This window comes from Kibdelosporangium aridum (assembly GCF_900176515.1).
Lineage (GTDB): Bacteria > Actinomycetota > Actinomycetes > Mycobacteriales > Pseudonocardiaceae > Kibdelosporangium > Kibdelosporangium aridum.
The window spans coordinates 1849668-1872899 of record NZ_FWXV01000002.1 but is presented as its reverse complement, the minus strand read 5'-3'; the positions used below and the strand labels follow the sequence as shown (position 1 = coordinate 1872899).

17 protein-coding genes are annotated in these 23232 nt (G+C 66.6%); 4 read left to right on the top strand and 13 right to left on the bottom strand.

From position 1 onward, the window contains the following. Positions 1 to 9: 9 nt before the first annotated feature. The 5 genes from ftsH to dacB all read right to left on the bottom strand — a co-directional run bounded on the left by ftsH (position 10) and on the right by dacB (position 9191). The gene (gene ftsH, locus B9C43_RS18455) at positions 10 to 2175 is read right to left on the bottom strand and encodes an ATP-dependent zinc metalloprotease FtsH (RefSeq protein ID WP_084427810.1); all 2166 of its coding nucleotides are present in this window, start codon (positions 2173 to 2175) and stop codon (positions 10 to 12) included. Positions 2176 to 2401: 226 nt separating this feature from the next. Continuing rightward, positions 2402 to 2956: a hypoxanthine phosphoribosyltransferase gene (hpt, locus tag B9C43_RS18450; RefSeq protein ID WP_033393597.1), complete on the bottom strand. Its 555-nt coding sequence runs from the start codon at positions 2954 to 2956 to the stop codon at positions 2402 to 2404. Positions 2957 to 2988: 32 nt separating this feature from the next. Further along, positions 2989 to 3915 (bottom strand): tRNA lysidine(34) synthetase TilS, encoded by a 927-nt coding sequence (gene tilS, locus B9C43_RS18445; RefSeq protein WP_084427808.1) that lies wholly within the window; start codon positions 3913 to 3915, stop codon positions 2989 to 2991. Further along, on the bottom strand, positions 3891 to 4952 hold the full coding sequence (locus B9C43_RS18440) for a zinc-dependent metalloprotease (protein WP_084427806.1): 1062 nt from the start codon (positions 4950 to 4952) through the stop codon (positions 3891 to 3893). The genes tilS and B9C43_RS18440 overlap by 25 nt, the downstream gene beginning before the upstream one ends. A gap of 48 nt (positions 4953 to 5000) precedes the next feature. After that, a complete protein-coding gene (gene dacB / locus B9C43_RS58500) occupies positions 5001 to 9191 on the bottom strand; it encodes a D-alanyl-D-alanine carboxypeptidase/D-alanyl-D-alanine endopeptidase (RefSeq protein WP_084427804.1) in 4191 nt (1396 codons plus the stop codon). A gap of 119 nt (positions 9192 to 9310) precedes the next feature. On the opposite strand from dacB, the gene B9C43_RS18430 reads away from it, so the two are divergent. Beyond that, positions 9311 to 9814 carry an inorganic diphosphatase gene (locus B9C43_RS18430; protein WP_033391861.1) on the top strand — a complete coding sequence of 168 codons (504 nt, stop codon included), beginning with the start codon at positions 9311 to 9313 and terminating at the stop codon, positions 9812 to 9814. A 61-nt stretch (positions 9815 to 9875) separates the two neighbouring features. Here B9C43_RS18430 and B9C43_RS18425 read toward each other — a convergent pair whose 3' ends face one another. The 3 genes from B9C43_RS18425 to B9C43_RS18415 all read right to left on the bottom strand — a co-directional run bounded on the left by B9C43_RS18425 (position 9876) and on the right by B9C43_RS18415 (position 13045). After that, positions 9876 to 11498, bottom strand: a complete 1623-nt coding sequence (locus tag B9C43_RS18425; protein ID WP_084427802.1) for an MDR family MFS transporter — start codon at positions 11496 to 11498, stop codon at positions 9876 to 9878. After that, positions 11498 to 12031, bottom strand: a complete 534-nt coding sequence (locus B9C43_RS18420; RefSeq protein WP_051897412.1) for a MarR family winged helix-turn-helix transcriptional regulator — start codon at positions 12029 to 12031, stop codon at positions 11498 to 11500. Before B9C43_RS18420 ends, B9C43_RS18425 begins: the two co-directional genes overlap by 1 nt. Before the next feature lie 150 nt (positions 12032 to 12181). Further along, the gene (locus B9C43_RS18415; RefSeq protein ID WP_235038673.1) at positions 12182 to 13045 is read right to left on the bottom strand and encodes an ROK family protein; all 864 of its coding nucleotides are present in this window, start codon (positions 13043 to 13045) and stop codon (positions 12182 to 12184) included. Positions 13046 to 13060: 15 nt separating this feature from the next. On the opposite strand from B9C43_RS18415, the gene B9C43_RS55645 reads away from it, so the two are divergent. Then, positions 13061 to 13795, top strand: a complete 735-nt coding sequence (locus B9C43_RS55645; protein ID WP_143446393.1) for a copper homeostasis protein CutC — start codon at positions 13061 to 13063, stop codon at positions 13793 to 13795. On the opposite strand, the gene B9C43_RS18405 is transcribed toward B9C43_RS55645, so the two are convergent. From B9C43_RS18405 to B9C43_RS18390, 4 genes are all read right to left on the bottom strand, one after another. After that, positions 13782 to 15347, bottom strand: coding sequence for an ABC transporter ATP-binding protein (locus tag B9C43_RS18405; RefSeq protein WP_084427798.1), 1566 nt, complete (start codon positions 15345 to 15347; stop codon positions 13782 to 13784). The two genes, B9C43_RS55645 and B9C43_RS18405, sit on opposite strands and share 14 nt — an antisense overlap. Continuing rightward, complete coding sequence (locus tag B9C43_RS18400; RefSeq protein WP_033391857.1) at positions 15347 to 16198, bottom strand: ABC transporter permease; 852 nt, start codon at positions 16196 to 16198, stop codon at positions 15347 to 15349. Before B9C43_RS18400 ends, B9C43_RS18405 begins: the two co-directional genes overlap by 1 nt. After that, positions 16195 to 17148, bottom strand: coding sequence for an ABC transporter permease (locus B9C43_RS18395; RefSeq protein ID WP_033391856.1), 954 nt, complete (start codon positions 17146 to 17148; stop codon positions 16195 to 16197). Before B9C43_RS18395 ends, B9C43_RS18400 begins: the two co-directional genes overlap by 4 nt. Before the next feature lie 261 nt (positions 17149 to 17409). After that, positions 17410 to 19185 carry a peptide ABC transporter substrate-binding protein gene (locus B9C43_RS18390; protein ID WP_084427797.1) on the bottom strand — a complete coding sequence of 592 codons (1776 nt, stop codon included), beginning with the start codon at positions 19183 to 19185 and terminating at the stop codon, positions 17410 to 17412. A 140-nt stretch (positions 19186 to 19325) separates the two neighbouring features. On the opposite strand from B9C43_RS18390, the gene B9C43_RS18385 reads away from it, so the two are divergent. Both B9C43_RS18385 and B9C43_RS18380 read left to right on the top strand, forming a co-directional pair. Continuing rightward, the gene (locus B9C43_RS18385) at positions 19326 to 20444 is read left to right on the top strand and encodes an ROK family transcriptional regulator (protein ID WP_084427795.1); all 1119 of its coding nucleotides are present in this window, start codon (positions 19326 to 19328) and stop codon (positions 20442 to 20444) included. A 3-nt stretch (positions 20445 to 20447) separates the two neighbouring features. Beyond that, positions 20448 to 21863: a M81 family metallopeptidase gene (locus B9C43_RS18380; RefSeq protein WP_084427793.1), complete on the top strand. Its 1416-nt coding sequence runs from the start codon at positions 20448 to 20450 to the stop codon at positions 21861 to 21863. Here the strand turns inward: B9C43_RS18380 and B9C43_RS18375 are convergent. Beyond that, positions 21860 to 23203, bottom strand: a complete 1344-nt coding sequence (locus B9C43_RS18375; RefSeq protein WP_235038672.1) for a hypothetical protein — start codon at positions 23201 to 23203, stop codon at positions 21860 to 21862. The two genes, B9C43_RS18380 and B9C43_RS18375, sit on opposite strands and share 4 nt — an antisense overlap. Positions 23204 to 23232 lie beyond the last annotated feature (29 nt).

Genomic DNA, 23232 nt, shown 5'->3' with positions numbered 1-23232 from the left:
ACTCGATGCTCAGTTCTTACCGTCCCGGTCATCCTGCTCCGGCTGCGGCGGCGAGGTCGCCGGACGCCAGCCGGGAGGCGCGCCGTAGTTCGGCGGGCCACCAGGCCTGCCCTCGGCAGGCATGTACGGGCCAGGGCTGGCCGGCAAGCCGTTGGGTACCTGCCCGTTGTTGGCTTCCTTCGGCAGGTCCTTGGCCCCGCCGACGGCACCGACCGGGGTCGGCTCCGGCTCTTCCTGGATCGGCGGCCACGGCTCGCCCCGCTCCATCGCCAGCTCACCACGGGTCTTGATCGGCGGCTTGTCGGACGGCACGCGCTCGCCGAAGTCGTTGAACGCGGTGATCCGGGGCCGCTTCTCCACCCGGGAGAAGATCCGCTCGAGGTCCTTGCGCTGCAAGGTCTCCTTGTCGAGCAGTTCGACCACGAGCTCGTCGAGCACGTCGCGGTAGGTGTTGAGCACCTCCCACGCCTCGGTGTGCGCAGCTTCGATGAGCTTGCGCACTTCCTCGTCGATCTCGTGCGCCACCTCGAGCGAGTAGTCCACTGCGTGGCCCATGGAGCGGCCGAGGAACGGATCGCCGTGCTCCTGGCCGTACTTCACGGCACCCAGCCGGGCGCTCATGCCGTACTCGGTGACCATCGCCTTGGCGATCTTGGTGGCCTGCTCGATGTCCGAGGACGCGCCGGTGGTCGGCTCGTGGAAGACGAGCTCTTCGGCCGACCGGCCACCCAGCGCGAACACCAGGCGGGCGATCATCTCCGAGCGGGTCATCAAGCCCTTGTCGTCCTCGGGGACGACCAGCGCGTGCCCACCGGTGCGGCCACGCGGCAGGATCGTCAGCTTGTACACCGGCTCGAGGTCCGGCATCGCCCACGCGGCCAGCGCGTGCCCACCCTCGTGGTAGGCCGTGATCTTCTTCTCCTTCTCGGAGATGATCCGGCTCTTGCGGGCCGGACCGCCGATCACGCGGTCGACCGACTCCTCCAGCGCGGCGTTGTCGATCAGCGAGCCGTTCTGGCGCGCGGTCAGCAGCGCGGCCTCGTTGAGCACGTTGGCGAGATCCGCGCCGGACATACCGACGGTGCGCTTGGCCAGGCTGCCCAGCTCGACGTCCGGAGCCATCGGCTTGCCCTTGGCGTGCACCTCGAGGATCTTGCGGCGACCGGTCAGGTCCGGTGCGGACACCGGGATCTGCCGGTCGAAGCGGCCAGGCCGCAGCAGCGCCGGGTCGAGGATGTCGGGCCGGTTGGTCGCGGCGATCAGGATGATCCCACCGCGCGCGTCGAACCCGTCCATCTCGACGAGCAGCTGGTTGAGGGTCTGTTCGCGCTCGTCGTGCCCACCACCGAGGCCTGCGCCTCGCTGACGGCCGACGGCGTCGATCTCGTCGACGAAGATGATGCACGGCGCGTTCTGCTTGGCCTGCTCGAACAGGTCACGCACACGCGAGGCACCGACACCGACGAACATCTCGACGAAGTCCGAGCCGGAGATCGTGTAGAACGGCACACCAGCCTCACCGGCGACGGCCCTGGCGAGCAGGGTCTTACCGGTTCCCGGCGGCCCGTAGAGCAGCACGCCCTTCGGGATCTTCGCGCCGAGGGCCTGGTAGCGGCCCGGGTTCTGCAGGAAGTCCTTGATCTCGTACAGCTCTTCGACGGCTTCGTCGGCCCCGGCCACGTCGGCGAACGTGGTCTTGGGCATGTCCTTGGACAACTGCTTGGCCTTGGACTTGCCGAAGTTCATCACCCGGTTCCCGCCGCCCTGGACGTTGTTCATCATCCAGAGCAGCAGCAGGCCGAGCAGCACCAGCGGGATCGCGAACAGGAGGATCTGGGTGAAGATCGACTCCTGTGTGACCTTCGTCTCGAAGTTCACGTTGTTCGTGCGCAGCAGGTTGAACACGTCACCGCCGGCCTGTGCCGGGAACGACGTGATGATCTGCTTCTGGTTGTTCGCCTTCGCCGCGTCCTTGAGGACCAGCTTGAGCTGCTGCTCTTTGTCCTCGAACGTCGCGGACTCCACGTTGCCCGTGGTGATCTGGGTGATCGCCTGAGTCGTGTTCACCTGGGCGAACCCGCGGTTGGAGTCAAAGATCGTGCTGAACGCGAGGTACAGCAGGACCACTGCCAGGATCCAGAGCAGCGGGTTACGGAGCAGTCGCTTGCGGTCCATTCACTTACGGCCGCCGGGCGGCCTCGACCCTCCCTGACTTGCATTTCGGGTAGTGAGCCCCACTACCCGGCCGGCGGGGCAATCCGGTCCATCCAGCGTACCGCCCACTTCCAGCGCTTCACGCGCCAAGTGACTGAGGGTAGCTCGTCACGGCGGCTCCGCGCTGGACTGAAACTGATAACGGGTGAATTCCCCTGTTCGGTTCCCGACCATCCTGAGGGGTTCCTCAGGATGAGTAGACGGCCGGTTCCAGCGTGCCGATATAAGGCAGGTCGCGATAGCGCTCGGCGTAGTCCAGGCCGTATCCGACGACGAACTCGTTCGGGATCTCGAAGCCGATGTACTCGACCGGGACGTCCACCTTGACCGCTTCCGGCTTGCGCAGCAGCGTGCAGACCCGCAGCGTGGCGGGGCCGCGCGAGGCCAGGTTCTTCAGCAGCCACGACAGCGTCAGCCCGGAGTCGATGATGTCCTCGACGATCAGCACGTCCCGGCCGGCGATGTCGCGGTCGAGGTCCTTCAAGATCCGCACGACACCGGAGCTGGACGTGGCCGAGCCATATGAGCTGACGGCCATGAATTCCAGTTGGACGGGCACGGGCAAGGCACGCGCGAGGTCCGTCATGAACATCACTGCGCCTTTGAGCACACCGACGAGAACAAGGTCCTGCCGGGCGCCGCCAGCCGGATAGTCCTCGGCTATCTGCTTGGCGAGTTCGGCGATCTTCTCGTTGATCTCTTGCTCGGTGATCAGCACAGAGGCGATGTCGCCGTCGTACACGCCTGCTCCCTCTCGAATTGAGCTGTTTACTTCTACTGGCCGGGCGGTTGCACGCAGAGCCTGCCATGCGAGCGGCACGCCACAAAGCCGCCTGGCAGCCAGACGCCACCCTGACCACGCCATTCACCCACCAGAGCGTCGACCGAACGCAGATGGCCGTCGGTGAGTTCGGGCACTCCGGCCTGGATCAGCCAGCTTCGGATGACCCGCCGGCGCAGCGCGGGAGGATGCGGCCGCAGGTCCGCTACCAGCATGTTTTCGTTGTCCTGGCGGATCTTCACGGCCAGTGCGTCCAGCGCGTCGAGGTCCTCGCGGAGTTGGTCAGCGGTCCGTGCGAGCGCGCCGGCGACCCCGCCTTGCAGAACCTCCTCCATGAGGGGGATCACGTCATGCCTGAGACGCACGCGCGTGAACGCCGGGTCGCTGTTGTGCGGATCGGACCACGGTTCGAACCCGAGTTCCGCACAAGCCTGCAGAGTGACCGTCCGGCGGATCTTCAGCAGCGGCCGTCCCCACGGCGGGTCGTACGCCCGCATGCCCGCGATCGACCGTGGGCCCGATCCCCTGCCGAGTCCGAGAAGGACGGTCTCGGCCTGATCGTCGAGGGTGTGGCCGAGCAGGATCAGGCCGTCGTGCGCGGCCCGCAAAGCCTGGTAACGCGCCCGTCTCGCCGCAGCCTCCATGCCGCCGCGGCCGGTCACGTCGACCTTGATGATCTTGGCCTGGATGTCCCTGGTCTTGAGCTGACCGGCGGCCCGCTCGGCGGTCTCGGCCGAGCCGTCCTGCAGGCCATGATCGACGATCAAAGCCGTGACATCGGTCAACATCGCCGTGGCCGCGGCGAGGGCGAGCGAGTCGGCGCCACCGGAGACGGCGACGGCGACCGGACCGGACGGTGTTGTGCTCAGCAGATCCTTGACGGCCTTGCGGACGGTCAGGGTCGCACTCGACGAAGCCATGCGTCCGGGTCCGTGATCTCCGAGCGGAGCGGGAGCGTCTCGGCGGACGTCCACACCGCGTTGAAACCGGCCATCCCGGCCTGGTCCACGACGTGCTTGGTGAACTTGGCACCGGCGGCGTACTGCTTGACCTTGGCGTCCACCCCGAGCAGCGTGCGCAGCACCCGGTCGAGCAGACCGCCGCCACGGCGGCGCTCGGTGAACCGGCTGCGGATGACCTCGACAGTCGGCACGACCGACGGGCCGACCGCGTCCATCACGAAGTCCGCGTGCCCTTCGAGCAACGTGGACAGTGCGATGAGCCGGTCGAACACCTCACGTTGTTCGCTGGACTGCAGCAGTTCCATCAACGTGACCGGCCCGGAGGACGCGTCCGGGTCGAGCGACCGGCGGCGCGCCTCCTTGATCACGTCAGGGAACCGGTTGAGCGCACTGGCGGCGCTGTCGTCCATTCCGGACAGGAACTTGCGGACCTGGCCGGAGAAGTAGTCCTTGAGCCACGGCACGGCGGTGAACTGCAGCCGGTGCGTGCACTCGTGCAGACAGACCCACATCCGGAAATCGCCGGCCGGGACGTCCAAAGCCCGTTGCGCGCCAATGATGTTGGGCGCGACGAGCAGCAGGCGGCCGTCGTTGAACGGGTCGTACTGACCGAGCACGCGCGCGCCGAGGAAAGCGAGCACCATGCCGGCCTGAACCCCGGCACTGCCGGACATCACGGCACCGACCGGGCCGGAGTACGCCCGCGGCAAAGCGCCTTCGGTCAGTACCTCAAGGCCTTCTGCAGCGGCCCGGATCCAGCCAGGCCGGTCGACGACCTCGCCGGGCGGCAGCGGGAGCCCGTGGCCGAGCCCGGTGAGCTCGCGGACGTGGCCTTCGGCGACGTCGGTGGCGTCCCGCAGTTCACGGACGGTGACCTCCGCCTCCGCCATCGGAACGTCGGGTCCACGCCGCACCAGGCGTTGCCCAGTCGAGATGGCCAAAGACCAGTCGACCGGCGAGGACGCACCCCGCTTGAACTCCGTCGCCGCTTCCACAACACCGACGCTACCTGAGCATTTGCGCTCTGTGTGATTGCCTGCTCATTATTTGCAGCCGCAAGATCGCAGAGTGGCCGCGACCGCGTCGAGTGCCGGGCGAGCGGCGAGGGTGTCGCTCTGGCTGGTCATGAGGGCGAACACCAGAATCCGCCCGTCGGCGTCGAGGACGACGCCTGCCAGCGAGTTGATCCCCGCCAAGGGAAGAGTGCCAGTCTTGGCCCGTACCCAGCCACGACCGCTCGCGGCCTGGCCGTCGCCGAACCGGCCGGCCAACGTGCCACTACCGCCCGCGACCGGCAGCCCGCCGAGCAACGGCCGCAGCTTCGCGGTCCTCGGGTCCTTGCCGTCACCGGCGGCGACCGCGAGGACCTGCGCGAGCAGGCGGGCGGGTGTCTTGTTGCTCGTGGACATCCCGCTGCCGTCGAACAGTTCGGCGCCCGTGACGTCAAACCCGTTCTCGGACAACACCTTCAACGTCGCCTTGTGCACACCGGCGAACGACGCCTCCTCACCGGCAGCCTTCGCGACCTCACGGGCGATGACGTCGGCGAGAACGTTGTCGGAAGCCTGCAGGAACTGGTCGACGAGCTCGGTCAGCGGCGCGGACTTCACCTCGCCGAGAACCTGTGCGTCGGCCGGAGCGGTGACCGCCGGCTGGGCGGCGACGGTGGCGCCGAGGCGCTTGGCGAACTCGGTCGCGACAGTCTTGGCCGGGTTCGGGCTGCGCGGGCTGCGGTCCTTGGTCGGATCGGATCGCGCGCCGTCCATCATCAAAGGGCTGATCGGCGAGATGTAGCCCTCGGCGACGTCACCAGGAAGGACACCAGGGGCGAGGCCGTCGTCGGCGTACCGGGTGCGGTCGTAGAAGACCTGGGAGACCGGACCCTTGGCTTTCACCTGTGCGACAAGGTCATCGAGACGCGGGGAGCCGGGGAAGACGGAATTCTTGCCGGCTGGCAAGGAGTTGAGCGTGCCGTCCCCGCCGCCGACGATGATGACGGTGCCGGGATCCTTGCCAGCGACGACCTTGGTGCTGAACTGCTGACTGTGCGGGATCTTGAGAAGAGCGGCGGCCGCGGTGAGGACCTTGGTGGTGGACGCGGGGGTGAGCGGAGTCGTCGGATTCTTCTCCCACAGGACAGTCCCTGTGGCGGGGTCGATGACGGAACCAGTCAGCGTGCCCAACGCGGGGTTGCTCGCCGCACCAGCCAAAGTGCTTTGCACGCCCTGTGGGGTCGGTAGCGGGCCTGCGGCGTTCGGTGCCCTGAGGCGGGGCGTGAATGCGACGGGTGCGGGAGGTGGGGCGACGGCAGCCTCAGTCTCGGACCCACCAAACCCAAGCCCTTCCTTGACACCAGGGACAAGGAAGACGACACCGGCGCCGAGCGCGATGACCGCGACGATGGCCACGAGGACAAGGAGGCGCTTGGGCCGTTTCCTGCTTGGCAGGGGCTGGAGGGCACGGTGGGTGTCCTCATTGGATGGAGGTGGCTGCTCGGGCTCGGTTTGTGGCTTGGGTTGTTCGGTCTCGAGGTTCTTCGGCCTCGGCGGAGGCACGGGCAGATGGCGGGTCGGACCTTCGGTTTCCGGCCGCTTCGGCGGGGTTCGTGTCGGCGGCCCGGCCAAACCCTGCGGCATTTGGCTGCGTGTCGGTGAGTCGGTTGGGCTCTTCGGCCGCTGCGGTGGTGGTGTGCGCGTCGGCGCAGGGGCGGCGAACGGCCGCTGACTCTCCGGCGCTCTGCCAAGGTTCTCTGGAGTCTTAGGCCGCGGCGGCGCAGGTGGCATTGGCTGGCTGCGCGTCGGCATCGCGAACGGGCCGTCCGGCCGTTTGGGGGTCGCGGTGTCTGGAGCACCGAGCCGGGTGGTCTTGTCGCCGACCGGCCGGTTACGGGGCTCGCTGCGCTCTCCGGGCCTGGTTGGCGGAGCCGTGGGCTCGCTGCGCGTCGGCACCGAGAACCACGAGTCAGCGGTTGCGGGTGGCTTTTCACTGGGCTTCTGGACTGGCCGTACCTGGACAGTCTTCTCACCGACAGGCTCATCCCGGGTGTCCGGGCGCGGCTCCGCCGGCTTGGGCGGCTTGGGCGGCCGCTGAACAGGCAGGGTCTTGCCGACATCAGCAGCGGCAGGCCGAGCCTTCTCACCAGGGCCAGCCGAATCGTCGGGTCCCTTCTGGCTGACCGGTTGCGTCTCGTCGACGGGCTGAGGGGCTTGCTGCTCGGGCGCCTTAGGCCGCCGCAGCCCGCCAAAGCCTTCCGGCTTTCCACGCGTGACTGGCTGCTCGGGTGTGGCGGCAGGCTTTTCATCGGGGGCTTGGGTATCGCTGGACTTGGCGACCGGGCGCATCTGCACGGTCTTCTCGCCGACAGGTTCCGGCTTCGTGCCGGATTCCTTGGGGCTTTCGACAGCCTGCGGCTTCTCCGGCTCCGGCTCCGGCGACGGCTCGTCACGTGTCGGCGCGGCCGGAGCCTCTGGCTCCTTGACCGGCTGGGCCGCAGCTACCTGCTGAACCTGAGCGGTCTCCTCAGCGGCAGGTTCCTCCGCCGCGAGCGGCTCGGTCCCATCGGCCCTCGGCGGCTCCGGCTCGGCACCGACCGACGGCGCATCACTCGCCTTACCAACGCGCTCGACCTGCGCGGTCTCCTCAGCGGCAGGTTCCTCGGCAGCAGGCGGCTCGGTCCCATCGGCCCTCGGTGGCTGTGGCTCGGCACCGACGGGCGGCGCATCGCTGGCCTGCTGAACCGGCACGGCTTGTGCACCGCTCGGCTCGCGCTCGACCACCGGCGGCGCATCGCTTGCCCCGCCAACCTGCTCAACTTGCGCGGTCTGCTCACCACTCGGTTCCGGCCGCTCGGCCGAAGGCGGCGCATCACTCGCCCTGCTGACGGGCTCAACCTGCGCGGTCTGCTCGCCACTTGGTTCCGGCCGCTCGGCCGAAGGCGCCGCGTCACTCGCCCTGTCGACCTGCTCGACCTGTGCTGTCTGCTCGCTTGGCTCAGGCTTCTCGGCCACGGGCTCCGTGGCCGCCTGCGGCTCGTCGTCCTCTGCGACGGGCTGGTCTGGGCCTTCAGCGGTTTCCTCTACCGAGGCAGCAGGGCTCTCCGGCGCCGTCTCGCTGATTGGTTCGGCGTCGCCGTCTTTCGCGACCTGCTGGACCGGCACAGTTTGCTCGCCAGCAGACTCCACCTCATCAGCCACCGGCGAGCCCGGCTGGTCGGCCAGCTCCGCATCGTCGTCCGGAGTCTCTTCGTCGGCGGGCTCGACCTGGGGCGCCTCCACCGCCGGGTCGGCTTCCACTGATTCCGGTGCAGCCGTATCGGCCTCACCCGACTCGCCCGAGCTCTCCTGGTCGACGGCCGCCGCCTTCTCGGCGTGGGCCTCACGCTCCGGGGTCTCTTCGGCAAGCTTCTTGTCGCCCGACTCGGGCTCGCCCTCAGCTTCAAGTTCGGGATCGCCGGACTTGGCGGCAGAAACCGCCGGACCCTCAGCCGACTCCTCCGACACTGCTTTCTCTACGGAAGCGGCCCCTGACTCGGGCTCGCCGTCAGCCTCAGGTTCGGGATCGCCGGACTCGGTGGCAGAAACCACCGGACCCTCAGCCGACTCCTCCGACACTGCTTTCTCTACGGCAGGTTCCGGGTCAGCTGCCACAGCCTTCTCGCTGCCCTCAGTCCCAGGAGCGTCACCGGCCTGCTCCGCGCCCTCAGCCTCTTCACGGTCAGCACCGGCCAACGCCCCCTGCTCCTGGGCAGTCGGCTCCACGTCAGCCGCCGCAGGCTGCTGCCCGGCAGCCTTCTCGGCGTCAGCCACCGCAGTCTCGTCCCCCGCAGCCTTCTCGGCGTCGGCGGCCTCCTCCTTGGCGTCCGCCGCTGAATCTCCACCAGGCGCCACCGGGCCGTCGCCCTCTGCAGCCGTCGCTTCCGATTCTTTCGCCGTGACCGGTTTCGGCTCGTCCCCGGTCTTTATCGGCTTGCCGGGTTCGATGCGCATCGGCAGTGCCCGGGGTGGTTCGCCGGGTGATTCGAACCACGTTGCCGCCCCCGCGGGCGGGTCGCTTTTCAGCTGCGCGGGCTTCGGGGGCTTGCCCGGCTCGATCCGCATGGGCATCGCCCTCGGCGGTTCACCGGGCTGCGAAACCTCGTCCGCCGGCTTCGTTTTATCGGGATCTACCTGCGGAAAACCTGTGGACGAACGGTCGTCGTCGGCGGTCGGCCAAGCGGGGTTGTCCTGGTCTGCCACTCAGTGTCTCCCTGTCCACCATCACTTCCGCTGACCGACTGCGGTGATGTCGGCCGAGCCCGAGGCGTAGTCCAGACTAGTGGCGAGCAAATACAAGAGATGATGAGCGAGGAACAGACGTGGAGTTCGACGTCACGATCGAGATCCCCAAAGGCGTGCGCAACAAGTACGAAATGGACCACGAGACGGGGCGGATCCGGTTGGACCGGACTCTGTTCACCGCCACCCAGTACCCGGCTGACTACGGGTTCGTCGACAACAGCCTCGGTGAGGACGACGACCCGTTGGACGCTCTTGTGCTCGTGCAGGAACCGACGTTCCCCGGCTGCCTGATCCGCAGCCGCGCGATCGGCATGTTCCGCATGCGCGACGAGAAGGGTGGCGACGACAAGGTCCTGTGCGTGCCCGCTGACGACCCGCGGTCGGAGCACCTGCGTGACATCCACCACTTGAGCGAGTTCTACCGGCTGGAGATCCAGCACTTCTTCGAGGTCTACAAGGACCTCGAGCCGGGTAAGAGCGTCGAGGGCGCGACCTGGGTCGGTCGCACCGAGGCCGAGGCGGAGATCAAGCGTTCGTACGAGCGCTACCAGGCTCTGCACGCCGACTCCGAAGGACACTGAGCAACAACACGGAGGGCCCGCTCGAAACCGAACGGGCCCTCTTTCTTCGTGGTGGGAAACCTCAGTGCACCGCGGCCACCGGCGCCGCGGAGTCCTGTTCGGACGCTGCGCGCTGCAGACCGGACTTGTTCGACAGCGGCACCTCCTTGAGGAACCAGATCAGCGCGAACGCCACCAGGACCACGATCCCGCCGACCATGAACACCGTGTCGAGCGAGCTGGCGAAACCGTCGAGGATCGGCCTGGCTTCCTGCGGCGGCAGCGCGTTGATGAACGCCGTGTTGTTCAGGTCCAGCCCACCGGTGCCCGCAGGCATCGGAGGCAGGCTCGCCGCGGCGCGGGCCGCCGTGATCCGGTCCGCGACGATCCCGAACAGGATGGACAGGAACACCGCGGTACCGACCGTGCCGCCGATGGACCGGAAGAACGTCGCCGACGAGGTCGCCACACCCATGTCCTTGACGGGCGCGTCCGCCTGGATCGCCAGCAGCAGGCTCTGCATGCACAGACCCAGTCCGGCACCGGCCAGCGTCATGATCAGCATCGTCTGCCACAGCGCCGTGTCCGTCCCGATCTGGGCGAACAGGAACAGCGCCACCGTGGTCGCACCGAGGCCGATGATCGGGAAGATCCGGTAGCGCCCGGTCTTGGACGTGACCCGGCCGCTGCCCATGGCCGCGACCAGGATGCCGAACGTCATCGGCAGCGTCATCAGGCCGGACTCGGTCGGTGTCGCGCCCTTGACGATCTGCAGGTACAGCGGCAGGGACATCATCATGCCGAACATCCCGATGCCCATGATGAAGTTGATGACGTTGGTCAGCGCGAACACTGGACGACGGAACAGGCGCATCGGCAGCAAAGCCGCGTCGCCCATCCACCGCTCGACGAACACGAAGGCCACCAGACCGACGACACCTGTCACGTACATCGCGATCGAGGCCCCGGAGTCCCAGCCCCATTCACGTCCCTGCTCGGCGACGATCAGCAGTGGCACGAGCCCGATCGTCAGCGTCGCGGCGCCCCAGAAGTCGATGCGCTGCGGCACCTTGGTGTGCGGCACGTTCAGCACCCGGCTCACCACGACCAGCGCGATCAGCGCGATCGGCACGTTGAGCAGGAACACCCAGCGCCACCCGGTGATCCCGAGGAACGAGTCGAGGCCGGCGAACAGCCCGCCGATCAACGGACCGCCCACACTGGACAGTCCCCACACTCCCATGAAGTAGCCGGTGTAGCGGCTGCGCTCAAGCGGTGACGTGATGTCCGCGATGATCGCCAGCGCCAGCGACATCAGGCCACCGGCACCAAGACCCTGCACCGCGCGGTACGCGGCCAGCTCGTACATCGAGGTCGCGATGCCGGACAGCAGCGAACCGATCAGGAAGATCGTGATCGCGGCCAGGTACATCGGCTTGCGGCCGACGATGTCGGACAGCTTGCCGTACAACGGGGTCGAGATGGTCGCCGTGATCAGGTAGGCCGTGGTCGCCCACGCCTGGATGGTCTGGCCGTGCAGCTGGTCCGCGATGGTCTTCATGGCCGAGGCCATGATCGTCTGGTCAAGTGCCGCCAGGAACATGCCGAGCATCAGCCCGGACAGGATCGTCAGGATCTGGCGGTGGCTCAGCGCGCCGGCCCGCGAGGGGGCTTCCCCAGCGGCGGCTGTTGCCTGTTCGGACATCAGTTTTCTCCTTTGGAGCGCGCCATCAGGGCGGCGTGCTCTTCGATGAAGTTCGGGATGTTGCGCTCGTGATCGACCACGAACCGTTCGAGCAGTTCTACGAACCGCTCGCGGTCGTCAGGCGACCAGTGCGCGAGCATCCGGGCCAGCGAGCAGCTGCGCTGGCGGTGCCGGGCGTCCAGCAGGGCACGCCCTTCGTCAGTGACGGCGAGCAGGCTTGCCCGCCCGTCGGCCGGATCGGCACGGCGCTCGATCAGGCCGTCCTTGACCAGCGCGGCGACCTGCCGCGAGATCGTGGACGGGTCCGAGTACACCGCTTCGGCGAGTGCGTTCGACCTGACCGGGCCGATCTGTTTCAACGCGCCGAGCAACACCATCGACGTCTTGTCGATACCGACCTTGCTCAGCTGGGACGACACCGCTGCCCACTGCCGGCCGAGCCCCATCATCGCGTTCCCGAGACGCGATCCCAACTCGATTTCGGCCTCAGTGGGCGCCTCGGTTGTGGTCGATTCCGTGCTTGTCCCGACCATGCCGACCCCTCTGACTTGCTTGCATCATCCAATTACTTGCTCGATACAAGCATGCGCTTGGTGTCGGTATTCCAGCAACCGATTAACCAGAGACCCAAGTCACAGAACGTCCCTGGTGAGTGTTTCGCCCGGTCCGCCCGGACTGCCCACTTACGAGGCTTGACCTGCGGCAAGGGCGGCTGCGCCAATGGCGACCGCGTACGCCCCTAGCTGTGCCGGTTCGATCAGCAGGTCCGCGTTGGTCGGCAGCACGGTGGCCTGGACAGTCGCCCGGCATGTTGGTTCAAGCAAGTCCCATGACCCGAGCACCCCTCCCCCAAGCACCGCGATCTGACTGTCCAGGACGGTAGCCACAACCGCGATCGCCTGGCCGAGAGCGGCGCCCGCCTCGTCGAAGACCCGCTTGGCCTCCGGATCGCCGAGACGAGCCCGTTCGGCCACCTGACCTGCACTGATGTCCCGTCCATAGCGCCGGCTGATGGACAGCCCGGACGCGATCGATTCGAGGTGCCCGCGAGCGCCGCACGTGCAGGGCTCGTTGCCGAAGCCGGGTGTGTGGCCGATTTCCCCTGCGCCTCCGCAGGTGCCACGCAGCAGTACGCCATCGCTGATCAGCGCGCCACCGATGCCCGTGCCGACCGTGATGCCGAACGCGTGCTTGTAGCCACGTGCCGCACCGGCCGTGGCCTCGCCGTGCAAGAAGGCGTTCGCGTCGTTGTCCACGACAAGCGGCAGGCCGAGCTCCCTGCTGACGACCTCGGTCAGGTTCGTGCCTTCCCACCCAGGGAAGACGTCGGTTGTAGCGGCGACCGCACCGTTCGGGTCGATCACCCCGGCCGCGCCGATCCCGATGCCCTGTGCGCCTTCGGCCAGTTCGGCTGCCAGTCCGATGGCCGTCGCGAGGATCTTGCCCGGCGGCGACTCCACGCGTCGGCTGTCCAGCACACGCAGGTCGTCGTCGCACCGCACGAGCTGGATCTTCGTGCCGCCGATGTCCACTCCGAGCCAGCTCACTGGATACTCGCGATCATGGCAGTGCGGGTGGAGATCAGTGTGGAGTCGATCGAGGGCGTCCGGATCGCGTCCAGGCATGGCGCGGACCGGGTCGAACTGTGCAGTTCGCTGTCCGACGGCGGCCTGACGCCGAGCTGGGCGCTGCTGGAACTGGCCGCGATCCGTGCCGGGAACACCGAAGTGCACGCGTTGATCCGGCCGCGGCCGGGCGACTTCCGGTACTCGAAGGACGAGATATCGGTGATGGTCCGAGACATCCATGGCGCCGACAAATCCGGCGCGCACGGGGTCGTGGTCGGCGCTTTGGGTGAGGACGGCCTGCTGGATCCGGCGTGTGAGGCGTTGATCGACGCCGCCGAGTACAAGCCAGTCACGTTGCACCGGGCGATCGACGTGAGCGCTTCGCCGCAGCGGGTGCTGGAGCAGGCCATGGAATTGGGCTTCAAGCGGGTGCTGACCTCCGGGCAGCAGCGGTCGGCGCTGGACGGCGCACCGCTGATCAAGTCGCTGGTCGCGCAGGCGGGCGACGACATCCAGGTAATGGCCTGCGGTGGCGTCCGGGCCTCGAACGTCCTGGACGTCATCGCCGCGACTGGCGTTTCCGATGTGCACGCAGGTGTCCGCGCGCCGGTGCGCGGTGCTGCAGGCGATGCGGTGTCGTTCGCGGGCGTCGGCGTGCCGGAAGGGTTCGACCACTTCGAGACCGACGCCGACGGGGTCGCGGCGCTGATGTCGGTCATCCGCGGCTGACCCGTCGTTCGCGCTGCTCAACCGGGTCGGGAACGGGCGCGGCGGCCAGTAACCGCCGCGTGTAGTCCTCCTGCGGGCTGCCGAACACGTCGGCTCGGCTGCCTTGTTCGACGATCTTGCCGCGGTGCATCACGGCGACCCGGTTGGCCAGCATGTCCACCACCGCGAGGTCATGGCTGATGAACAAGCAGGAGAACTTCAGTCGTCGTTGCAGGTCAAGGAAAAGCTCAAGGATGCTGGCCTGCACGGACACGTCCAGGGCACTCGTCGGCTCGTCCGCGATCAGCAGGTCGGGGTCCAGCGCGAGTGCCCGGGCGATGCTGACCCGTTGCCGTTGCCCGCCGGACAGCTCGTGCGGGTAGCGGTCCTTGGTCGCGGCACCCAGTTCGACGGCGTCCAGCAGTTCCGCGACTCTTTCCTTGTGGTTTTTGGCTTTGTGCAAGACCAACGGTTCCGCGACACATTCAGCGACGGTCATCCGTGAGTCCAAAGAGGACGCTGGATCCTGGAAGATCATGCCGAGCCGGGCGGTGAGCGGACGCATCTTGCGGGTCGAGAGCTTGGCGATGTCCTGCCCGAACAGCTCGACGACGCCTTCGGTCGGCTTCTGCAGGCCGACGGCACAACGTCCGGCGGTCGTCTTGCCGGAGCCGGATTCACCGACGAGCCCAAGCACTTCGCCTTCGCCTATTTCAAAGGAGATTCCGTCGACCGCACGCTGACCGCCGAAGGACACCACGAGGTTCTGGACCTTCAGCACCGGCTCGGTGACCACCTCGGCCCGCCGTGATCCGCTGCCCAGCCTGGGCACCGCTTTGAGCAAGCGTTTGGTGTAGTCGTGACTGGGCCGGAGCAGCACGTCCTCAACGCCGCCCTGCTCGACGACTTCGCCCCGGTACATCACCACGACTCGGTCAGCCAGGTCCGCGACAACGCCCATGCTGTGGGTGATCAGCACGATCGCGGTCCCGAGCCTGTTTCGCAGTTCCCTGAGCAGGTCGAGGATCTCGGCCTGGACGGTGACGTCGAGTGCGGTGGTCGGCTCGTCCGCGATGATCACCTTGGGATCGCACGCGATGGCCATCGCGATCATCACCCGTTGCCGCATACCGCCGGAGAGCTCGTGCGGATACTGCTTGAGACGCTGCTCAGGACGGTCAAGCCCGACCATGGTCAGCAACTCGGCGGCTTTCTGCCTGGCGTTGGGGATGTCCTGGTGCAGCTCGATCGCTTCGACGAGCTGCCAGCCGACCGTGTGCACGGGGTTGAGCGCGGTCATCGGCTCCTGGAACACCATCGCGATCTCGTTGCCGCGAAGCTCCCTCAGTTCCCTACTGTCCAGGCCCTGGACGTCCCGGCCGCCGAGCATGATCTTGCCGGTGACGTGTGCCTTGCGCGGCAACAGGCCCATGGCTGACATCGCGGTGACGGTCTTGCCGGAGCCGGACTCGCCGACGACCGCGACGACTTCGCCGGGGTTCACCGTGAAGCTGACTTCCTTGGTGGCTTCGACGTCGCCGAACGTGATGGAGAGGTGGTCGTAGTCGAGCATCAGCGGCCCTCGAATCTCACGTCGAACGCGTCCCGCAGCCCGTCACCGATGAAGTTGAAGGCGCACACGGTCATCACGATCAGCAGACCGGGCGGCAGGATCAGCCACCAGGCGCCGTCGTGCGCGTAAGTCAGGCCGTCACTGAGCATCCCGCCCCAGTTCGCCGCGGGCGGTGGAATACCGAGGCCAAGGAAACTGACGTACGCGACGAGGAGAACGGCGTCAGCGATTTGGAAGGTCACGTTGACGATGACCGTGCCGATCGCATTCGGGATGATGTGCTTGCCGATCGCCCGGACACTGCCGCCACCCATGACGCGCATGGACTCGACGTAAGCCCGGCTTCTCAGGGCAATGGATTCCGCCCGCATGAGCCGCGCGGGTACAAGCCACGACACAAGCCCGATCACCAGAATCAGCATCGGCACACTCGGCGTCGCGATCGCGGCGGCGACAACGAGAAGGAAAAGCGCTGGGATGGCGATACCCGCGTCGACAATGCGCATCATGACCGCGTCGACCCAACCGCCCGCGTAACCCGCGATCGTGCCCCACAAAGTGCCGATCATCGTGGCGAGCACACCCGCGCACAGCCCGATGATCAACGAGGTCTGCCCGCCGAGCATGAGCCTGCCGAGCAGGTCGTACCCGAGGTCGTCGGTGCCGAGCGGATGCCCGTTCACGCCCGGTTCGAGCTTGCTGTTCTGCAGCGATGTCAGGACTTGTTCGGTGTGGTAGACAAGCGGCCCGGCGAAGCAGAAAAGAATCAGCAGCCCGAGCATGGTGATGCCGACAACCGCGAGTTTGTTGCGCCTGAAGACTTTGAGTCGTCGTGTCGTCGGGCCGGTCATGCCTTCACCCGCCTTGTCCTCGGGTCGATCAGCGCCTGCGCGACGTCCGCGAGGAGGCTGCCGGTGACGGTGGCGACGGAAAGGACCAGCACCACCCCAAGGAGAATGGGGAAATCACTCGTCTGGGCGGCATTCCAGAAAAGAAGACCCATCCCCGGGTAGTTGAACAGCTTCTCGGTGACCAACGCACCACTGAACAACACCGGCAGGTAGTACCCGAGCATCGCGACAAGGGACGTGAGCGAGTTCTTGAACACGTGCCGGGTGAGGATCCTTGTTTCGGACGCCCCCTTGGCGCGGGCGGTCCGGACGTAGTCCTCGTCCAGATTGTCCACAACGGACGATCGAAGGTACCGGCTGAACACCGCGAGCACGACTCCCGCACCGGTGAGCACCGGCAGAACAAGCGCTTGTGAGTCCGCGAAGATGCCGCCGAGGGTGTCGGCTTGTGGTGCTTCGACAGGGAACCAGGCCGCGTTGATGGCGAACACGATGATGAAGATGAACCCGACCAGGAACACCGGGGTCGAGTAGATCAGCAGGGTCAGTGCGCCAAGCAAATAGTCGGTTGGGCGGTTCCGCTTCACCGCCTGCCACACGCCGAGCGGGATGGCGAGCAGCAAGGCCACGAGGGTGCTCAGAATCGTGAGGACCAGGGTTTTCGGCAGCCGGTCACCGATCAGGTCCGCGACACTTTGGTTGAGCTGGAAGGACTCGCCGAGGTCGCCTTGCAGCAGACGGCCGAGGTAGTGCAGGTACTGGATCGGCACCGGCTGGTCGAAGCCCTGCTCGTGCTCGAAGGCCTGGATCTGGTCCTCGGTGGCTTGGATGCCAAGGATTCCGCGCGCCGGGCCGCCGGGGATTTGGTGCAGGAGGAAGAAAACGACGACAGTGACCACGAAGATCACGACGACTGCCTGCACCACCCGCCAGAAGAGGTACCTAGCCACGGCACCCCTGCCTCGCCTGCGCGCAAGTCACCCACAGGTGTGAACATCGTGCGAACGGTCCGTTCGCACGGGTTCGCCCCTTGAAAACCCCTTCCACCATGCCAATCCCGATAGAATGGCGTCGGGGTCGCCCCCCGGGAGTGGTGGGGGCTGTTTGGGTGGCGGTGGTTGTTCGGGTGGCGGTGGTTGTTCGGGTCGCGGCGGCAGATCGGGTCGCGGCGGCAGATCGGGTGGCGATGGGGTGGGCATCCGGACCGGGGGTCATGAAACCGTCCAGCGCTGGGGTTGCATTGCTGCCAACGGGTCCTGGTTGCCGATGTTCACGTTCTTCTTCACCGCGGAGATCTGGTACACCGGGTTGGGCAGCCAGATCACTGGCAGTTCCTTCGTCAGGTAGTCGCCGTACGCCTTGATCGAGTCGTGGTCGGCGGTCGAGGTCGAGGCGGCGATCAGCTCGTCGGCCTTCGGGTCGCTGTAGCTGCCGAGATTCGAGGTCGCACCCGTGCCGAAGATGCGCTCGCCGCTCGGGTACGCGTTGAAGTACCAGCTGCCCTGCGTGCCGAAGAACGACATCTGCCACGAGCACTCGGGCGCCGTTGGCTGGCAGGCCTTGCTGTTGCCCAGCACCGTGTTCAGCGGTGCCTGCTTGAGTTCCAGCGCCACGCCGATCTTGGACAGCGAGGATTTCAGCTCCGCCATCATGTTGTCGGTCTCCTTGGAGCCGCTTTCCGCCAGCAGCGTGAACTTCAGCTGCGTACCGGCCGAGATCCCAGTTCCGCACCGCGAGGGGTCTGTGCACGCGGCCACTCCGTCGGCACCGATCGTCCAACCGTGCGACTCCAGCAGAGCTTTGCCCTTGGCGATGTCGAACGGGTACGGGTTGTTCTTCTGGGTGTCCGACAAGAACGGTGACGACGGGTCTTGCGGGACCGGGCCGTAGCCCGCGACCGCCATGTCACGCCAGATGTTCTTGACGATCGAGTCCTGATCCACCGCGTGCTGGATCGCCTGGCGCACATACAGCTGCTTGAAGATCGGGCCGGCCTGCGGGTTGTTGAAGTTGTACGGGATGTACGTGATCGCCCAGCCCTTCCACGGCTGCACTTGGTAGCCCTTCGATTCCAATGAGGACCGCTGGTTCAGGTTGGCCGACGCCAGGTAGCCGTAGTCCACTCCGCCGGTCTGCAGTACGTTGAATTCCGCGTCGGCGCTGGTGAACGGCTTGAACACGACCTTGTCGACCTTGGCGGCGTCGTCGCCGGTGTACTTGGGGTTCTTCACCAGGGTCACTTGGCCGCCGGTGGTGAACTCCTGCACCGCGAACGGGCCGTTTCCGGCTTTCCACAGTGGATTGGTCTGGTAGGTCGGCAGGTCTTTCGCTTGTCCCACCAGGAAGCTGAAGACCTGCTTGGCGCCGGCTTCGGTGCGGTCGTGGTCGCCGATCGCGCCGTCGGCCGAGGTCTTGTCGAACACCTTCTGCGGCATCGGGCGGACGTTGACCAGCTGGTTCGCGGTGAACCAGTCCGGGTTGTACGGCTTGTCCAGTACGAACTGGAAGGTCTTCTCGTCGATCGTCTTGAACTCGACCATGTTGTCGGGCATCCGCCCCTTGGCGTAGCCACCCCACTCGGTCTTGTTGTACTTGACCAGGTTGTACCAGAACTCGACGTCCCTTGTGGTCAGTTTCGAGCCGTCTGCCCAGGTCAGGTTGTCCTTCAGGGTCACCGTGACGGTCTTGCCGTCGGCGCTGTACTCGGGTTTGCGAGCCGCGCTCGCCTTCTCGTCGAAGCCGACCGTGCCCGAAGTGCCGTTGTAGGTGATCAACGGCACGAACAACAGCTGGTAGATGCTCGAGTTGTACGTTGCCAAATGCCCCGGAATGCTCAGCGGCAGGATCCAGTTCGGGGTCGCGTTGGGCGGCAACGCGAAGGTGACCGTGCCGTTCTGGGCTGTGGACTGCCCAGAGCCTGAAGAGCTGCTACAGCCTGCCGCGAGCAGTGCCGCAGCGAGCACAGCGGTCAGCAAACGGCGGGACATCGCGCCTCCCCGGGGTCGGTCGGTGATTTGCCGGACGCTAATCCCTGGGATGAACAAAAAACAAGACCCATCGTCGTAAGATCTGGGTTGATATAACGTTTCCGGCGTAACTTGATTCGATTTCGAACAAAGGAGGGCATATGCCGCAAGCGTCCACGGCCGAGATCCTGCGGCTGGTGTCCTCCGGCGAGGCCTCCTCCCGCACGGATCTCGCGCGCATCCTCGGCCTCGCCCGATCGACCGTCTCGCTGCGCGTCCAGGAACTCATCGACGCAGGCCTGCTGACCGAGACCGGCGAAGGCCCATCTCGCGGCGGACGCAAACCCCGCGTGCTCAAACCGGCGGGCGACGGTGGTTACGTGGTCGGCGCGGACCTCGGCGCCCAACATGTGCGGCTCGCCGCGTACGACCTGTCCGGCGAACGCCTGCACCTCACCGAGACCGAACTGGACATCACCGAAGGTCCCGAAGCCTGTCTGACCGGCCTGCTGGAGATCGTCGGCGACCTGAAGCAAATCCTTGCCGGGCAACGGCTTCTGGGACTCGGCGTCGGCCTGCCCGGACCGGTGAACTTCGAGGACGGACGAGTCGAGCGGCCCGCGCGAATGCCAGGCTGGCACGGTTTCGAAGTACGGGACTGGCTGACCGAACGGCTCAACATCCCTGTCGCGGTGGACAACGACGCGAACGTGGTGGCGCTGGGCGAACTGCACACCCGAAACCGCGGCCCGGAACACTTGGTGGTGGTCAAGGCCGGAACCGGCGTGGGCTGCGGCGTGATCGTCTCCGGTGTCGTACACCGAGGCGCCAACGGGGTTTCCGGCGACGTCAGCCACGTCCGCGTGCAAGCCGCAGGCGAAAACCTCTGTGCTTGCGGCAATACCGGCTGCCTCGAAACCATCGCCAGCGGCGCCGCGATCGCACGAGGCGTGGGCGCACGCGACACCAGGCACCTCGTGGAGCTGGCGAACGACGCCGAGCCACAAGCGACAGCAGCGGTACGGCGAGCCGGTGGGCATCTCGGCGAAGTACTGTCCACAGTGGTCAACTTCTTCAACCCGCACGCAGTGCTGCTGACCGGCCTCCTTTCATCCGTGGAGCCGTACGTGGCAGCCGTCCGTGGCGCTCTGTACGAACGTTGCCTGCCGATGGCCACTCAGAATCTCCAGGTCGCGGTCGCGCAGGCCGGTCCGGACGCAGGCCCGCTCGGTGCCGGAATGCTTGCGCTGCACCAGGTTCACCGCAAGGAAAGGAACTAGCCCGTGCGTATCGGAATCGCTGGCATCGCCATCGAGAGCAGCACGTTCTCACCGCATCGCACCGGCATGGCCGACTTCCGGGTGACCAGGGGCGCGGACTTGCTCGCCCGCTACACCTGGACCGAGGACTCAACGCTGGACGTCGAGTGGGTGCCGCTGCTGCACGCGGTCTCATTGCCCGGCGGAGCCGTATTGAAGGACGTGTACGACGAGCTCAAAGCCGAAATCCTGGACCGGATCGGACAAGCCGGTCCGCTGGACGGGCTGCTGCTGGACATCCACGGCGCCATGAGTGTGGTCGGCATGCTCGACGCCGAAGCCGATCTGGCACAAGCGGTCCGCGCCGCCGTCGGACCGGATGTGCTGATCTCGGCTTCAATGGACCTGCACGGCAACGTGTCGTACGACTTCGTCCAGCACCTCGACCTGGTCACGTGCTACCGCATGGCGCCACACGAAGATGCCTGGCAGACAAAGGAAAGGGCCGCGCGTAACCTCGTCGCCCGGCTGCACGAGGGCGGGAAGCCGCACCTGGCTTGGGTACAGGTCCCGGTCCTGTTGCCCGGCGAGAAGACCAGCACACGCATCGAACCGGCCAAGAGCCTGTACGGTCAGATCGAGGAAATCGAAGCCATGGAAGGGATCCTGGATGCTTCGATCTGGGTCGGCTACGCGTGGGCGGACGAACCTCGTTGCCAGGCGGCGGTTGTCGTGATGGGTGACGACGCCGAGCTCGTCCAGCGGCAGGCGACCAAGCTGGCGAACGACTACTGGCGGGTCCGCAGCGAGTTCGCGTTCGTCGCGCCGACCGGATCGCTGGATCACTGCATCCGCGAAGGCCTGGCCAGCGACGCGCGACCGTTCTTCATCAGCGACTCCGGTGACAACCCGACCGCGGGTGGAGCGGGCGATGTCTCCTGGACTCTTCGCGTATTGCGGGCATATAAGTCGCACACAATCATTTACGCCTCAATCGTGGACCCTGAGTCCGTCGCGATCGCCAAGGGCGGCGGCGAGGTCGAGCTGATGGTCGGCGGCAAGATCGACTCCGGCCCGGCCGGCCCGGTTCCCTTGTCCGGCACGGTGGTGAAGGTGCACGAGGATCCGGTCGGCGGCACGATCGTGGTGGTGAAGTCCGGCGGCCTGCACGTGATCATCACCGAGCGCCGCAAGCCGTACCACCATGTCAAGGACTTCACGGACCTCGACCTTGATCCGGCACATGCCGACCTGACGGTGGTGAAAATCGGATACCTGGAGCCAGAGCTCTACAACCTGGCCAATGGCTGGTTGCTGGCACTGACTCCAGGCGGTGTCGATCAGGACCTGCTCCGCTTGGGGCACAAGCAGATCGTCCGTCCGCTCTATCCGTTCGACCCGGACATGGCCACGCCGGATCTGACCGCGCGGCTGATCTAGCGCGGCAAGTACGCGGGCTGGAACCGGACGAAGGCGGGCTGCACGACACCGAACTCGTTGTGCAGCCAGTCGAACAGTCCGCCGAACTGAGGTCCGTACCGGCCAGCGGTCGCGTTCAGCGCCTCCGGCGACGCGTCCGGCCACCGTCCGGTGTTGACCTTGTGCTCGAGCACACCCAGCGCAGTGAGCTCTTCGGCGGCCGAGTGCATGCAGTGCCCGCCGCGGTTCACGTACAACTGCCTGATCCGCGACGAATCAACGCGAGCGCCGTAAGTCCGCTCGTGCTCCGGCGCGACGCCGTCGCCGACCGGGTGCAGCGTCACGACCGGCGCCTTGCCACGCCCCATCGGTGTCCCCAGGCGCGTGAGCGTTTCGACCGCACGCCAGTCGGGGGTGATTCGTGGTGCGGCAGCGAGTTTGTCCAAGTCGGCGGCCAGGCTCATGCCCGCCTCGCGGTACGCCTGCTCGACCAGATTCCGTTCACTGGCACGGGAAAGCACACGCCCGTAGTCGACCCCGATGTTCCAGCTCGGGTTGCCGCCCGCGGTGATCTCCACGTCCGACCGCAGGTCACCCCAGATCAAGTCGTCGTACACGCCCGCGACGAACCGGGTCTGCTGGCGAATCTGCTCCGCCACGTCGGTCGACCGCGGCTGATGGGTCCGTGACCAGCCAGGAACGCTGGCGAACGAGTTCGCGAGCGCCAACCGGGCCCGCCCGGACGCAGTCGCCAAGGCCGCGTTGACGACCTCGTGCGCCTTGGTCAGATTGGCTGCGGGGTTGGCGATCCGGACGATCTCCAGCTCGGGCGCGAGCAGGGTGCGGACCGTGAACCCGATGTCGAGGAACTGGTTGAACAGCGCGGTCCCGCCCGCGACCGGCCCGCACATCGCGAGCACGCCGTCGATGCGGCGATCCTTCTCGCCCAGCACCACGGAGTTCAACCCGCCACCGGACGCTCCCCATGCCAGGACCTGGCGCGGCTGACCGACATTCCTGGTGAACCACGTCAGCAAAGCGCCTTGGTCGTGGACCGCCTCGCGGACCGACAGCCCGTGCGGCTTCGAGTACAGCGAGGCCGCGAGCGCGTAACCCCGCTCAAGGAGCACCGGCTTGGCTTCGACCCGATTGGTTAACTCGATCTGTTCGGGAATGTACCCATTCGGGTAAATCCCGTGGCTGTAGATCAGGACCTTGCCGTTCCACTTCGACGGCACCTCGACGCGGTACTGCGCGCCGTCGATGACACCGGTGTGGACACGTACTTCCTCTTGCGCTTCAACGACAGCCGCGCCGGGCGCGACCAGTGCGGCAACCATGACTGCTGTCGTAATCATCATGGTTGTCAGCCTGGCCTAGCCCGGCGCGA